At 49.6% G+C, this 12,711-nt stretch carries 17 protein-coding genes and 1 pseudogene; 4 read left to right on the plus strand and 14 right to left on the minus strand.

Annotated elements, in window-relative coordinates:
* Nucleotides 1–10: 10 nt before the first annotated feature.
* The 5 genes and pseudogenes from PGR09_RS02715 to PGR09_RS02735 all read right to left on the minus strand — a co-directional run.
* Nucleotides 11–649, minus strand: a complete 639-nt coding sequence (locus PGR09_RS02715) for a hypothetical protein (protein WP_315709689.1) — start codon at nt 647–649, stop codon at nt 11–13.
* A 52-nt stretch (nt 650–701) separates the two neighbouring features.
* Nucleotides 702–1,016, minus strand: a complete 315-nt coding sequence (locus PGR09_RS02720) for a DUF1493 family protein (protein WP_315709690.1) — start codon at nt 1,014–1,016, stop codon at nt 702–704.
* 2 nt (nt 1,017–1,018) lie between these two features.
* Entirely contained in the window at nt 1,019–1,456 is a 438-nt protein-coding gene (locus PGR09_RS02725; protein WP_315709691.1) for an STM2901 family protein, read from the minus strand.
* 238 nt (nt 1,457–1,694) lie between these two features.
* Nucleotides 1,695–2,510 (minus strand): pyridoxal phosphatase, encoded by an 816-nt coding sequence (locus PGR09_RS02730; protein WP_315709692.1) that lies wholly within the window; start codon nt 2,508–2,510, stop codon nt 1,695–1,697.
* A gap of 140 nt (nt 2,511–2,650) precedes the next feature.
* Nucleotides 2,651–2,875: pseudogene (locus PGR09_RS02735) on the minus strand (HAD-IIB family hydrolase); the annotation flags it as partial.
* A gap of 184 nt (nt 2,876–3,059) precedes the next feature.
* Between PGR09_RS02735 and pgl the strand changes: the two are divergent.
* The gene (gene pgl / locus PGR09_RS02740; RefSeq protein ID WP_015367640.1) at nt 3,060–4,055 is read left to right on the plus strand and encodes a 6-phosphogluconolactonase; all 996 of its coding nucleotides are present in this window, start codon (nt 3,060–3,062) and stop codon (nt 4,053–4,055) included.
* Nucleotides 4,056–4,117: 62 nt separating this feature from the next.
* On the opposite strand, the gene PGR09_RS02745 is transcribed toward pgl, so the two are convergent.
* The 3 genes from PGR09_RS02745 to ycgZ all read right to left on the minus strand — a co-directional run bounded on the left by PGR09_RS02745 (nt 4,118) and on the right by ycgZ (nt 5,045).
* Nucleotides 4,118–4,384 carry a biofilm development regulator YmgB/AriR family protein gene (locus PGR09_RS02745; protein ID WP_045395077.1) on the minus strand — a complete coding sequence of 89 codons (267 nt, stop codon included), beginning with the start codon at nt 4,382–4,384 and terminating at the stop codon, nt 4,118–4,120.
* A gap of 47 nt (nt 4,385–4,431) precedes the next feature.
* Nucleotides 4,432–4,734, minus strand: coding sequence for a hypothetical protein (locus PGR09_RS02750; protein ID WP_430915774.1), 303 nt, complete (start codon nt 4,732–4,734; stop codon nt 4,432–4,434).
* Nucleotides 4,735–4,799: 65 nt separating this feature from the next.
* Nucleotides 4,800–5,045: a regulatory protein YcgZ gene (gene ycgZ / locus PGR09_RS02755; protein ID WP_015367637.1), complete on the minus strand. Its 246-nt coding sequence runs from the start codon at nt 5,043–5,045 to the stop codon at nt 4,800–4,802.
* 309 nt (nt 5,046–5,354) lie between these two features.
* On the opposite strand from ycgZ, the gene PGR09_RS02760 reads away from it, so the two are divergent.
* Nucleotides 5,355–6,566, plus strand: a complete 1,212-nt coding sequence (locus PGR09_RS02760) for a diguanylate phosphodiesterase (RefSeq protein ID WP_047049188.1) — start codon at nt 5,355–5,357, stop codon at nt 6,564–6,566.
* Nucleotides 6,567–6,722: 156 nt separating this feature from the next.
* Nucleotides 6,723–7,457: a MerR family transcriptional regulator gene (locus PGR09_RS02765; protein ID WP_015704784.1), complete on the plus strand. Its 735-nt coding sequence runs from the start codon at nt 6,723–6,725 to the stop codon at nt 7,455–7,457.
* Between the two features lie 53 nt (nt 7,458–7,510).
* Here the strand turns inward: PGR09_RS02765 and PGR09_RS02770 are convergent, their stop codons facing one another.
* Together PGR09_RS02770 and PGR09_RS02775 are read right to left on the minus strand one after the other, a co-directional pair.
* On the minus strand, nt 7,511–8,065 hold the full coding sequence (locus tag PGR09_RS02770; RefSeq protein ID WP_045395089.1) for a helix-turn-helix transcriptional regulator: 555 nt from the start codon (nt 8,063–8,065) through the stop codon (nt 7,511–7,513).
* 28 nt (nt 8,066–8,093) lie between these two features.
* A complete protein-coding gene (locus PGR09_RS02775; protein WP_047064959.1) occupies nt 8,094–8,306 on the minus strand; it encodes a hypothetical protein in 213 nt (70 codons plus the stop codon).
* A gap of 391 nt (nt 8,307–8,697) precedes the next feature.
* On the opposite strand from PGR09_RS02775, the gene blc reads away from it, so the two are divergent.
* Entirely contained in the window at nt 8,698–9,231 is a 534-nt protein-coding gene (gene blc / locus PGR09_RS02780; protein WP_045395074.1) for an outer membrane lipoprotein Blc, read from the plus strand.
* Here the strand turns inward: blc and PGR09_RS02785 are convergent.
* From PGR09_RS02785 to PGR09_RS02800, 4 genes are all read right to left on the minus strand, one after another.
* Nucleotides 9,228–10,022 (minus strand): anti-sigma factor family protein, encoded by a 795-nt coding sequence (locus tag PGR09_RS02785; RefSeq protein WP_430915775.1) that lies wholly within the window; start codon nt 10,020–10,022, stop codon nt 9,228–9,230. The genes blc and PGR09_RS02785 overlap by 4 nt on opposite strands.
* On the minus strand, nt 10,019–10,552 hold the full coding sequence (locus tag PGR09_RS02790) for an RNA polymerase sigma factor (RefSeq protein ID WP_430915838.1): 534 nt from the start codon (nt 10,550–10,552) through the stop codon (nt 10,019–10,021). Before PGR09_RS02790 ends, PGR09_RS02785 begins: the two co-directional genes overlap by 4 nt.
* 18 nt (nt 10,553–10,570) lie before the next feature.
* Nucleotides 10,571–11,110 carry a tetratricopeptide repeat protein gene (locus PGR09_RS02795; RefSeq protein ID WP_047049178.1) on the minus strand — a complete coding sequence of 180 codons (540 nt, stop codon included), beginning with the start codon at nt 11,108–11,110 and terminating at the stop codon, nt 10,571–10,573.
* 175 nt (nt 11,111–11,285) lie between these two features.
* Complete coding sequence (locus PGR09_RS02800; RefSeq protein ID WP_045395070.1) at nt 11,286–12,569, minus strand: putative acyl-CoA thioester hydrolase; 1,284 nt, start codon at nt 12,567–12,569, stop codon at nt 11,286–11,288.
* Nucleotides 12,570–12,711 lie beyond the last annotated feature (142 nt).

The raw sequence follows: 12,711 nt of genomic DNA on the forward strand, positions 1-12,711 counted from the left end.
TGTGCTGCTTTTATTTTTGGAATTTAAAAATATGATCGATATCACGAAGAAAAAAATCTCTATCATTGATAATCTCATCTCGTATACCAGTTAAATGTTGTTGCAATTGATATGCCCTATTATAATCACCAAACTGCTGGATGGCAGCAACGTCTAATGCCTTTGAATAAAAATCAAGAATTTTTTTGAAGTGCGTCTCTACTTCAAGTGGGTACTCGATTTTCCATCTTTTACAAGCTTTAAGTTTTGATTCTAATGAGAAATAATTTTCAGTACATTTATTAATTTTATTCCTTATTTCTTGTTGATTAGAAACAGTAATAGCACCAGGGAACACATCCCAGTAAATATTACGCAATTCCAAAACAATGCTATCATAGTCTCTAAGCATCGAGCTAACATGATTGAAACCTTCTTCATTTTGCTTTTCACGAATCCATAGTGGAGCCGATTTATACGCGAGATAAGCAATTACTAGAGTACCGAGGGAACTCAAAGAACTGATGATATCTGTAAGGCTACCTACCTCGATAGTACTAATCAAGTTTGTAATACCAGTTCCATAAGCTAAAACTTTAATAAATGTAACTATAGCTACAATGAATAATAAAAGAACGGTAGAAAGCAGTATGTTATTCCAAAATATCATGAGTGATGATACTTAGTAATAATAAAAGATAAATGATACAGAAATAATTATCTTAATCATAAATCCATTTTCCAGCTTTAGCACTTTCAATAAACATTTGTACCGTCAATGGTTCTGGTTTGTGGTGGTCTGTTTTGAGGTATTCAGGAAGGATAGCGTTTGGCAGAAACCAAATACCAATATTAGGAAAATAGCGACGAAATTTAAAACTCTGGATATCTACATGCAATGATTGAGAGTAGTCATTTAGAAATGAGTCCATATCTTCTGGAAGCACTACATTATCACCATCACTCAGTGATGTATCATTGTCCATCTTCCAAAAGTGCTTTTCGATCAGTCTGTGAACAGTAGCATCAATATCCATGCCTATTTCCCCGTAATTAATCGATAACGGTGAACGACATTAGTAGTAATGACACCAATATCGTAAACAGTGATCATAACACCAATCCACGGTACCCAACGTCCAATGTAGCCGCCAATACTGGTAGTGTATGCCCAATCCTTGCGGAGTATCGACTTAATAGTAAGTGTTTTCTTACGTGTCTCAAAGGAACCAGTGAACACCTTACGAAAAACCAGGGAGAGTGGGCTTGTACCTCTAGTTGCACGCCGATAGTCTACCTTGCCCCGTACTGGAACAAGAGGAAGACTAAGAATCATTGAGCCCCACGCGAAGTAATCCAGCAAATCACCAAACTGTTTATAACTCTCATCCATGAGTAGCCAAAACAACAGTTCACTTTCGCTTAGATTTGACTTCCCATCGAAGTAATATCCATTTATCTGTTCTGTAGTATCCAATGCATTCTCCTTGATACATATGTATTGCTAGTATAGTAACTTACTCATCTACTAAGTACCTACGTTTTATTAATGACACTGGTTTAGAATTGCATCCTGGTGTGGGTATCGATACGAGCATTTACAAAGATGAATGGAACGGTACAAAGGTTATATGTGAAAGTGTGTTAGTAGATTATGACGGTACAAATTTATAATTTTTACCGCCATAACAAGATGTATATCACATTACTTGATTTTAAAAATATTGGTTAATTATTTGAGCAATACCAGTCTCTGTATTGTCCCCTATTACTAAATCAGCACTGGCTTTTACTTCATCAACGGCGTTACCCATAGCAACACCCAAACCAGCATTTTTCAACATGCTTAAATCGTTGAAATTATCGCCAAAGGCTATTACTTGGCTCATAGATAAACCTTGTGATTCTACCCATTGTGCAAGGCGTTTACCCTTACTATTTCCGGCTTGTGCTATGTCTACTTGGTCATGCCAAGACCATTCACAAGCAAGACCAAGCTCACGCTCTACGATCTGACCAAAGCTATGTAGTTTTTCAGTATCAGAATCAGTAAGGGCGAATTTCCAGATAGCATCAACATTTTGCGATACTTCACTAAGAGAGGGGACTTGTTTGAAGATTGGACGTTGTGACGCTGGAAGAGATTTAGCCCAATTTTCTGTACGGACAATATGCCCCGTTGGTTCTTGGTAGAACATGGCATCATCGGCATACATCAAACTATGAACACTATAACTATCGAGCATGGCAATCAATTTTGTGGCTTGTTCTGCTTGCAATGGATCTGAGTCAATTACTGTGTTTTGGCAATAATCGTACAATAAAGCACCATTGCAACATATTGCAGGTGTATCAAGAGCTAATGCCTGATAAAAAGGGTGAATAGCTACATAATGTCGCCCAGTTACGATTATTACTCTTGCCCCCGCGTTTTGAGCTTTCTGTAGGGCAGTTAACGATTCGGGAAGGATTTTTTTTTCGGGTGTTAGTAGTGTTCCGTCCAGATCAAGGGCGATTACTTTATAGTTCATGTCCAGATTCGCTATGTTTCGGTAGGGAGATATTCGATAGTACAATGCTTAACATTTACGTCAAAATTGTTACCATCATTAGGTAGGTGCTTTGGTAGTTCAGGTCTGAATTTTCAATGTCTTATCGAATGTTGTAAATCATGCGACACATGCAAATAGGTACCATTACAACAAGTTGCAGGTGTATCGAGAGCCAGTGCCTGATAAAAAGGATGGATAGCGACGTGATGTCGGCCGGTTACGACGATCACCTGATATCCAGCCTCCCGGGCGCGAGCCAGCGCATCGAGCGACGCCGGAAGAATCGTTTTTTTCGAGGTCAGTAGGGTGCCGTCTAAATCGAGGGCGATCACGCGTGAGGTCATGTGTTGGTTCCGGTAAATGATGAAAAGTTGTCTGCCATGATGGTACACGGCTTCGTCTCAGGGGCAAATTTTTCAGCATCTACCGTTAAAAACGTCTATACCATTCATCGTTGCGTCGCGCGCCGGATGAAATGTATAACGATGTCCACGAGCAGTTTCACGAGCAGTGAGGAAAGGAGTAGTCATGAAACAAACCGTATATACCGCCAGCCCGGAGAGCCATCAGATTCACGTCTGGAGCCTCAATGCTGAGGGAAATCTGACATTGGTTCAGGTTGTTGATGCCCCGGGCCAGGTGCAGCCGATGGTGGTAAGCCCGAACAAAGAGTATCTCTATGTCGGCGTTCGTCCGGAGTTTCGCGTCCTGGCTTACCGCATTGCGCCAGATAATGGCGCGCTGACTTTCGCCGGTGAAGCCGCGCTGCCGGGGAGCCCGACGCATATCTCCACCGACCATCAGGGCCGTTTTGTTTTTAGCGCTTCCTACAATCAGGGTTGCGTGAGCGTGACGCCATTGATTGACGGCCTGCCGGGCGAAACGGTCACCGTCGTCGAGGGGCTGGAAGGCTGTCACTCGGCCAATATTTCGCCGGACAACCGCACGCTATGGGTACCGGCGCTGAAGCAGGATCGTATTTGCCTGTTTAACCTGAGCGACGACGGCTATCTGGCCGCACAGGAGCCGGCGGAAGTCACTACCGTTGAAGGCGCCGGTCCGCGGCATATGGTGTTCCATCCGAACCAGCAGTACGGCTACTGTGTGAATGAACTGAACAGCTCCGTTGACGTGTGGGAGCTTAAAGATCCGCACGGGAAAATTGAGTGCGTGCAGACGCTGGATATGATGCCGCCAGATTTCACCGGCGTGCGCTGGGCTGCGGATATTCATATTACGCCGGATGGCCGCCATCTTTATGCCTGCGATCGTACCGCCAGCATTATTACCATCTTCAGCGTTTCTGAAGACGGTAGCGTACTGTCTATTGAAGGCTATCAGCCGACCGAAGCGCAGCCGCGCGGCTTTAATCTCGATCACAGCGGTAAGTATTTGATTGCCGCCGGGCAGAAATCGCATCATATCGCAGTATATGAAATTGCCGGCGAGCAGGGGCTGTTAAAAGAGAAAGGGCGTTATGCCGTTGGTCAGGGACCGATGTGGGTAGTGGTTAACGCGCATTAATGTGCTACTGATGGAATAAAAAAACCTCGCGCCGCGAGGTTTTTTTATTCGGACTGACAGGCTTAAATATCATCCATCGTATAGCCGACGACAATTTCCAGCGTCTTGCGAATCACATCCGCGGTGACCACGTTATCGGTGGTTTCCAGGGCATTGATCAACCATAAAATAAGCGCCTTATTGCTCAGATGCCCATCTGAGCTGAGGATGCTGTCGATTGCCAGCGACATTACCGCAGATTCATCGACTAATTTATCTCCGGCGGCGCGGAAATATTCTGAGAGCGCTCTATCCTGCAGTCCTGCGTAAATATCTGATTGCTGATGCATAGTCTGTCTCATCATATTCTCACTTGTTTATTAAACTTGATTGGGGATCAGTGTATTTTTTTACCCGTCGGTTCGACGTTACCATCCACAACAACGGCTCTGTTTTCCCACTGGCCGTTAATCTTTTTAATGACCGGAGCGTGATTGCCGCGCGTCGTGAGTCTGACGCTAATTTCATCAATAACGGCAATAATTGCATTCCTTCGCTGGTGGTTCGTTTCCGCTGCCTGCATTAACCGAAGTTTGACTAGCAGCGTCGGAATATTAATTGGCCGGTTTGTTTTAAGAAGGGATAAAACCGCCTCGCCAATAATCTCATCGCTAACCCGTTCTGATCGACTGCTTTTCATCATCGTCCCTCTGCATGCCTCGTTGTTCCTGTAAGCCAGGTCAGGTGCAGGCCGACAGTCAGCGTTTACTCCTGACGCTCAAACAGCAGGCCAATCAACGTTTGATAATGATTTTCTTCTTCCGGAGCTCGTGCGACGTCAAGACGGCTCAGTAACTTGGTGCAGAGCGCTTTGCGGTTTAAATGCCGCCCTTCGGTGAGTATGTCCATCACGATTTCGCCCAGCGTCTCCTGCTGGGAAGGTAACGATGCTTTGTTGAAATACTGGGCTATCGCGTTCGCTGTATCTGGAATGTAACCATTCTGCTGCATATGCGCTCCTTTAATTTCACTCATCTGTTAACTGTGAGTAAACTTATACAATAATCTTTAACTTGTACATAGCGTGTTGCGCAATAAATTGTGATTGGAGTATAGTTTGTTGAAAACTAACGATAAATTTGTTGTTTTTTTATTTTGTGTAAAATTGCGATGAGGATTCTAAGCGTGACAGCTTGTACAAGATTATACGGCCTGGCGGCGTTGTGTGTTCAATTTTTGTTAATATAAATACTTGTTTCGCAAGACGTATCGAACAGTAACTGCTACTGTGAATGCTTATACCTCTCATCTGGAATCGCTATGCTCACCACCATCATTTATCGCAGCCATATCTGCGACGATGTCTCATTCAAATCGCTCGAGTCGATGGTTGCTGCGGCTAACGAGAGAAATGGTCAGGCGGATGTCACCGGTATTTTACTTTTTAACGGTACGCATTTCTTCCAACTCATTGAGGGACCGGAAGAAAACGTACAGCAAATCTATCGGCATATTTGCGCGGACCCGCGTCATTACAATCTGGTGGAGCTTTTGTGCGATTACGCGCCGTCTCGCCGCTTTGGTAAGGTCGGCATGGAGCTGTTTGATTTAAGGGAACACGATCGCGACGCGGTATTACAGAACGTGCTGGATAAGGGGACGACAAAATATCAGCTGACTTACGACGACCGGGCGCTACATTTTTTCCGTACCTTTGTCGAAGCGACGGAAAAAGAGAATTATTATGAAATTCCGTCAGCTGATAGCTGGGATTTTACTGCTGATGAGAGCTCGTTTTACCCGGCCGCGCCCTGTATCGACCGCGCTGAATCATGCTGTTTTGCTTTTCAGCCGGTGGTTGACCCTTTTGCCTGTGAAATAGTCTCCTGGGAAGCGCTGCTACGCACCGTTGACGGAGAGCCGCCTGCGGCCTATTTTGCCGGTTTGTCCAGCGATGAGGTTTACGTCGCGGATTTGCAATGTAAACGGGTTGCGTTGGCCATTGCCGGTAAATTAGGCCTGCGTGAACGTACGCTGACCATCAACCTGCTGCCGATGACGCTGGTGAAAGTGGCGGATGCGGTGCCATTTCTGCTAACGGAAATTCAGCGCAACGATCTGATCCCGGAACAGATTATTGTTGAATTCACCGAGCGTGAAGTGATCTCGCGAATGGATGAGTTTACCGATGCCGTACGCAAATTGAAGGGGGCGGGAATTCGCGTCGCTATCGATCACTTTGGCGCCGGTTTTGCCGGGCTATCGCTGCTGGCGCACTATCAACCGGATCGAATTAAAATTGATCAGCAGCTGATCCGCAATATCCATCGTGACGGGCCGCGTCAGGCTATCGTGCAGGCGATTATTAAATGCTGTCACTCGCTGGAAATTTCCGTATCGGTGGTTGGCGTTGAGCAGGCGGAGGAGTGGATGTGGCTGGAGGCGGCGGGTATTTCTCATTTTCAGGGAAATCTGTTTGCCAGTCCGCGACTGGGTGGCCTGCCGGCTATCGCCTGGCCGGGGAAAATATGATCCACTCTGAGATAGCGTAAACGCACTTTCATCCTTTTTCCCGCAAGCTGTGAGCTACAACCTGATATCTTTATCTGTACAAGAAAAGAGAGTTGTACAGTATGCCTAAATTCGTTAGTTTAGGCGCTAAAGTATCAGGTTGAGAAAAGGCGGCTTATGGCTTTTTACAGTATCGGTGAAGTAGCCGAGCGTTGCGGAATCAATCCGGTCACCCTTCGAGCCTGGCAGCGGCGTTATGGTTTGCTGAAACCGCAGCGTAGCGAAGGCGGGCACCGTCAGTTTGATGAAGAAGATATTCAGCGAATCGAAGAAATTAAGCGCTGGATAGAGCGTGGCGTTTCAGTGGGCAAAGTGAAGGCGCTGCTTGAAGGCCAGCTACCTGCCGCCCGTGACGAATCCGCACAGTTGCAGGAAGAGATGATGAGTATCCTGCGCTATATGCAGCCGGCAAAAATCCGCGCCAAAATCACCGCATTAAGCCATCAGCATCCCGTCGACACCCTGCTTGATAGCCTGTTCGCGCCGGTGCGCCAGCGGCTGAAACTCGATCAAAATACCTCAATGGTCATTAGTAGCATGTTGGATGGCATATTGATTGATTGCGTGGCGCTGTTTTTAGCGGAATCGCGTAAAAAAAATGGTAAGGAGACGCTGCTGGTGGGGTGGGGGAATGAAGACCGCACCGGCCTATGGCTGGAAGCCTGGCGCCTTTCTCAGCGTGGCTGGCACGTCAACGTGCTGGCGGAACCGTTAGAATCTCCTCGCCCGGAGCTGTTTCCTGGGCAACATATCTTCGTCTGGACCGGGCGCCCCGCTTCGCCGCTGCAACTGGAGCTGCTGGGCCACTGGCAGGAACAGGGTTTCAGTATTCACTTCCACGGTAACGAATAAAAAAACCTGCCTTTTAAGTGAGGCAGGTTTCTGTTTGCTCACGCCACGCGCGCTTACAGATGGATTTGACTCCAGGACTTAAATGTTTCGCTACGGCTGATATTAAAGAAATCTGTCCTGCCGCTGCAGCCAAGTTTTTTTATCAGATTCAAGCGGATTTGATAAATAGTCTTAATATGCAAGTTTAGCGAGCGACCAATACTGGCAATGGCTTCGCCATTACTGATGAGCTGAATGACTTTCTTTTCTCGCTCGGTAAACTGTATCAGTTCGCCAGGAGAAGTATGCGATTTATAATATCGGGTCGGTTGATTGAGAAATGTTTTTAATTCAGCAGGGGTCGATCTGGCGGGGATGCGTAACATTGGCAGTTCGCTAAGGAAATTAAGATCGTTGCCTTCAGTTAATAAAACAAAAACCGTCTCCCGGCGATTGTATTTATGCTGTAATACCGAAAAATAACTGTCGCTGGTAAAAAAGACATGTTTTTTACTGAAGCATCTTTCTGGCAGCGTACGCAGAATGAGGCTGATGCCGCTCAGAAGATAGTGGTTGTCAATCCACAGGTCATAGCGTTCGGAACAAATGTGCGTGTGTTTACTGAACATTTTGGTCTCCACGAAGCGGATGGACGGATTAATGATGAACACCACAGCGCAGAATATCCAGCGCCTGTAAATAGAGGTCGGCAAGGATTTCATTACTTTCTGTTTGTAACCGTTGATTAATCTCGCTAATTAATTGAAGGTCATCCACGGTTTTATTTTCCTGCAATAAGCTATTTTCAATGTTTTTCAGCAATGCGCAGTTAGCTATAAACTGCACAGGGATCGTATTTTTGATATGCATAACCCTGAATCTCCCACGCGATAAATAAAAGCCGCTGGCGTAAACGATTTGCACATCGTTTACGCCAAAACATTGCGGACAGGCAACGGTAAAGCAGGAACCACCTCAAAATAACCGCGGCGTTGGCGCAGAGTGCTGACCCGAGCGCGCGCGTAAAATCGAGCTACCCGTCAACTATAGACGCTCAGGGAAAAGTTGTACAAATTTCTGCGAATTAATTTGTACAAATTAGCGATGGGTTAATGTGTTTTTGTTTATATTATTGATATATATGATTTTTATTTTCTTCTTTCTTGTACAGTCCAGGCGGTAAATCTCTCTGAAAAACGACGAATGCTCTCTGCGCGGGGTTATACTTGTCTGCCAGGAAAGAGAAAAAGGAGGGAATGCGATGAAACTATGGCCAATTCTGACCGGGGTTGCGGTATCGCTGGCGTTAGTCGCCTGTAAGACTCCCACGCCGCCTCACGGAGTAAAACCGATAAACCATTTTGACGCCAGCCGCTATCTGGGGCGCTGGTATGAAGTCGCGCGCCTGGAAAACCGTTTCGAACGAGGTCTGCAGCAGGTAACGGCAACTTACAGCATGCGTGATGACGGCGGCATTCGCGTACTTAATCGAGGATTTGACCCGCGAAACAACCGCTGGCGCGAAAGCGAAGGCAAAGCCTATTTCACCGGCGCTTCCACCACGGCAGCGCTGAAAGTCTCGTTCTTCGGTCCCTTCTATGGCGGATATAACGTGATCGCGCTCGACGAGGATTATCAATACGCGCTGGTGAGTGGGCCTAACCGCGACTATTTATGGCTGCTTTCGCGCACCCCGGATATTCCGTCCCACATCCGACAACAGTACCTTGCCCTGGCCGCTGAGCTCGGTTTCGCGGTTAACAAACTGGTCTGGGTGCCGCAGGCGAAGGCTTAAACTATCGCCTGCAGCAGGGTGTGCGCCGCATCGTTGAGCGCGGGGGTCGGCATACGGCCGATCAACGCAAACTGGTAGCCGCCGTGGCGCCACCAGCGCAGGTTCATGCCCTGACGCTGCTCATTTTGCGGCGGCGAGGCGGTTTCCCGGGCGGCGGGTGAAATACACAGCGCGACCGGGCCGTAACCGGTATGCAGCCAGAGAATTTGCGTGATCGAGGTACTTTCGTAGCGCAGCATACGGACCATTTTCAGCTCCGCCTCAGGCAAGGCGAGCTGGCGTCGTTCTAGCAACAGTCCTGTATCCTGCGCCGAACGACGCAGGCCACGGTCGATCATCTCGGGTGAATTATCAACATCGGCCACGGTTTCCGCGCTATATAGCGACATGTACTGGGCTTCAAGACGGCGAATATTCTCGTCATCGTCCTCCTGCGGCGCAGGCCGCCAGAAGTAACTTGTTGCGCTACCGATAATCAACAGGCCCAGTGAGGCGGCGATCAGCGCGCGGCGGCTGAAGCGCGCCTGATTTTGCGCTTCACTTTCCGGCGCGGCGAGATAGGGCGCCAGTTTCGCCTGCATCCGCGCCACGGGCGCTTCATCAAGCAGGGCGGCGAAAGCATGTTGATAAGGCTGATGATTATTCATCAACGTGGCGGTGCGGTTGGCGAGCTGCGGGTCGCGGGCAAAGGTTTCGCTAAAACGGCGGGCGTCCTCCGCGCACATTTCGCCATCAAGCCAGGCGACAATGGCCTCGTCCTGCCAGGGTGGGGAAAAGCGAATAGGGTTCATGAGCGTTTCTCCTGCGCCGGGGAGGAAATCGCCGGCGTTTTGGCCAGCGTTTCCCGCGCGGCGGCCAGCCGACTCATAATGGTGCCAATAGGTACCGATAGCGTCTCAGCGGCTTCCTGATAACTAAACCCCTCGACATACACCAAAAAGACGGCATTACGCTGCGCCTCGGGCAGTTGATTAACCTGCAGCATAAGTTGCCGATAGCGCCACCGCGTATCGTCCTGTTCGCCCGGCTCGGGGGCGGCCAGCTCCTCACACTCGACAAACCCCTGGCCGAGGCGGACCTGGCGGGCGCGCAGCTCTGAAATCCAGATTGAGTGCAAAATGGAAAATAGCCACCTGTCGATGCGGGTGCCGGGGGTAAACTGCGCGCTCTTTTCGAGCGCGCGAAGGCAGGTGGCCTGCACCAGTTCCTCGGCGACGTCGCGGTTGTGCGAGAGTACGAGGCCGTAGCGCCACAGGCGAGGAAGATGGGCGGCCAGTTGGCTATCAACGATACGGTTAGCGATGTTCTTATCCTTATTGATTCTGGCGAATCACGACTATCAGGATTCAGGATGTCCGTTTATTGCCGACTGAAGATCGCGGTACTCTTCGCAGCTTTGGCCGCAAATGCCGGCAATCGCCGCCAGCTGCTGCTTAGCCAGATCGGGGCGTCCTTTAACCATCCATGCTTCGCCAAGGTATTCGCGGGCTTTCGCGTAGTCCGGTTTCAGCGCCAGCGCCCGCTGATAATAGCCAATTCCTTCATCGGTTCTGCCGAGCTTACGTGTGGCGTAGCCGCGATAGTTCCACGCCTCAGGCGTATTGGCGTTGTGCAGCGTATCCAGCAGGTTAAGCGCGGCCTGATATTCCCCTTTTTTCGCCAGATGCCAGGCATAATTGGTTTTATCTTCATCGCTAAGGCTGCTGGTTTTTTGCGGAACGCATTTTTGGCTCACGCTGTCGTAGGCCTGACCGCTCGGGCAATCCGGGGTTTGTTTGCTCGGGCTGTTATCGCCCATGGCCAACGCCGCCGGGGTATATAACAAAAATAGCAGCGCCGGAACGACTAAGCGCCTGATGGGAGAAATTTGTGCGTTCATGGTGACCTCCAGGAGGGCGAGAGACGCGATAAAGCATCGCGTTGTCGGTTCTGAGGAGTAAACGCGCGAGCGGGAGGATTTATTCGCCGTTGGCGAAAATTATTAATTGGGGTTGTGGTGAGAGTATGCGTTAACAAGAAAAACCCGCGCCTGGGGAGAGCGCGGGCCGATAATATTACTGTTTCGGAGCGGCAACCACAAAGCTGCCCACGCCGCGGTTGTTATATTCCCACATGCGGTTGAAGCCGTTGTCGTTAAGGTTACGCTGCGGGTTGCCTTTATCATCCTGCGCGCCAACGTTACCGCTGAAAGCGCGGTTAGAACCGACCGCCGCCGCCCATGGTTGAGCAATATTAAAGCCTTCATTGATGACGCTATCGCGAATCACCACCTGGCCATTGCTGTTGCCGTCGACGTCCAGCGCGCGGCCAAGCTGCGCGACGTTATCGCCGGACGCGGTGAAGCGGCTATTGGTCGCCAGGAAGCCGTAGGTCATGCTTTTCAGCGTTGCTGGTGCGAAAACGTAGGCTTCTTTCTGCGTACGCGAGTTCACGACGCGGAAATCGGTATTATCGAATACCACCGCGCCGCGACCGGAAACGATATCCACATCGCCTTCAATATAGCTATTGGTCACCAGCGTGCGGGTCTGACGGTTGTCCTGCAGACGGTTCTGCACGCCGCTATTGGTCACAAAGAAGGTGTTCTGGCGGCCAAGAATGTTGACCTTGTTGATCTGCACCTGGTCGCCATCGCTGCGCAACGCCACCGCCTGGTGGGTACCGGCATCGACGCTATCGCCGAGATTGTTGGCGATAGTCAGGTTCTGCAGCTGCAGGCCATTATTCTGCGACCAGAAGACCGCGGAACACATCACGCCCACGGTGGCGGCGGATTTGCTCTGGCAGCTGTCGAACATATACCACGCGGGCTTGCCCGGCATGTATTTGCCGCCCGGATTGACCAGGTGACGCCAGCTATTGCGGTCCATTTCGGAATCAATCGCTTCGCTGATTTTGACGTCGGCAGGGTTTTCACCGGTACCATAAATGGTCAGCGCGCCTGGCGCGGCAGGCACATAGACGGTACCCGCATATTCGCCCGGCATAACGGCGATGAACAGGCGACGCGCGGAGTGACGGGCAATCGCCGCATCGACCGCGGCCTGAATAGTCGTGTGGGTCACGCCCTGGGCGCCCGCCGGGCCGACGATGAAATCAGGCTGTGCCGGCAGGCTGATCGCGGATGGCGTCCAGGCGGCGGCATTCGGCGTCAGCGACTGGAAATAAGCTGCCTGAGTGAAGTTTTTCGCTTCATCGGCGCTAAGAATTGGCCGTGCGGTATTGCCCGGTGCAGTCTGCGTTGAGGGCTTTTGATCGGCAGGCGTCGAGCTACAGGCGGACAGCGTCACGCCGAAGGCCAGCGCCAGCGCCAGACGGGAAACGGAATATGTGTTCATGTTGCTCCGGGCGATAATATGCAAAGTTACATACCCTTTGTGCGCGACAGGGTATAAGTCCTTTAAAACCTGCTGTTTTATACTAACTTGAACGAAACGGGAAGATGCCAGTTCAAAAACTTCACTTCTTTACGCAATACCT

Origin of the sequence: Klebsiella sp. 141251, from assembly GCF_050600725.1 — a bacterium.
Lineage (GTDB): Bacteria > Pseudomonadota > Gammaproteobacteria > Enterobacterales > Enterobacteriaceae > Klebsiella > Klebsiella aerogenes.

Coding starts and splice junctions, on each gene's coding strand:
- PGR09_RS02750 (WP_430915774.1), bottom strand. CDS start 4,734: ATGAAAAGCAGTCGATCAGAACGGGTTAGCGATGAGATTATTGGCGAG.
- PGR09_RS02760 (WP_047049188.1), top strand. CDS start 5,355: ATGCTCACCACCATCATTTATCGCAGCCATATCTGCGACGATGTCTCA.
- PGR09_RS02795 (WP_047049178.1), bottom strand. CDS start 11,110: ATGAACGCACAAATTTCTCCCATCAGGCGCTTAGTCGTTCCGGCGCTG.
- PGR09_RS02730 (WP_315709692.1), bottom strand. CDS start 2,510: ATGAACTATAAAGTAATCGCCCTTGATCTGGACGGAACACTACTAACA.
- PGR09_RS02775 (WP_047064959.1), bottom strand. CDS start 8,306: ATGCATATCAAAAATACGATCCCTGTGCAGTTTATAGCTAACTGCGCA.
- PGR09_RS02800 (WP_045395070.1), bottom strand. CDS start 12,569: ATGAACACATATTCCGTTTCCCGTCTGGCGCTGGCGCTGGCCTTCGGC.
- PGR09_RS02785 (WP_430915775.1), bottom strand. CDS start 10,022: ATGAACCCTATTCGCTTTTCCCCACCCTGGCAGGACGAGGCCATTGTC.
- pgl (WP_015367640.1), top strand. CDS start 3,060: ATGAAACAAACCGTATATACCGCCAGCCCGGAGAGCCATCAGATTCAC.
- PGR09_RS02770 (WP_045395089.1), bottom strand. CDS start 8,065: ATGTTCAGTAAACACACGCACATTTGTTCCGAACGCTATGACCTGTGG.
- PGR09_RS02720 (WP_315709690.1), bottom strand. CDS start 1,016: ATGGATATTGATGCTACTGTTCACAGACTGATCGAAAAGCACTTTTGG.
- PGR09_RS02765 (WP_015704784.1), top strand. CDS start 6,723: ATGGCTTTTTACAGTATCGGTGAAGTAGCCGAGCGTTGCGGAATCAAT.
- PGR09_RS02715 (WP_315709689.1), bottom strand. CDS start 649: ATGATATTTTGGAATAACATACTGCTTTCTACCGTTCTTTTATTATTC.
- PGR09_RS02745 (WP_045395077.1), bottom strand. CDS start 4,384: ATGCATCAGCAATCAGATATTTACGCAGGACTGCAGGATAGAGCGCTC.
- blc (WP_045395074.1), top strand. CDS start 8,698: ATGAAACTATGGCCAATTCTGACCGGGGTTGCGGTATCGCTGGCGTTA.
- ycgZ (WP_015367637.1), bottom strand. CDS start 5,045: ATGCAGCAGAATGGTTACATTCCAGATACAGCGAACGCGATAGCCCAG.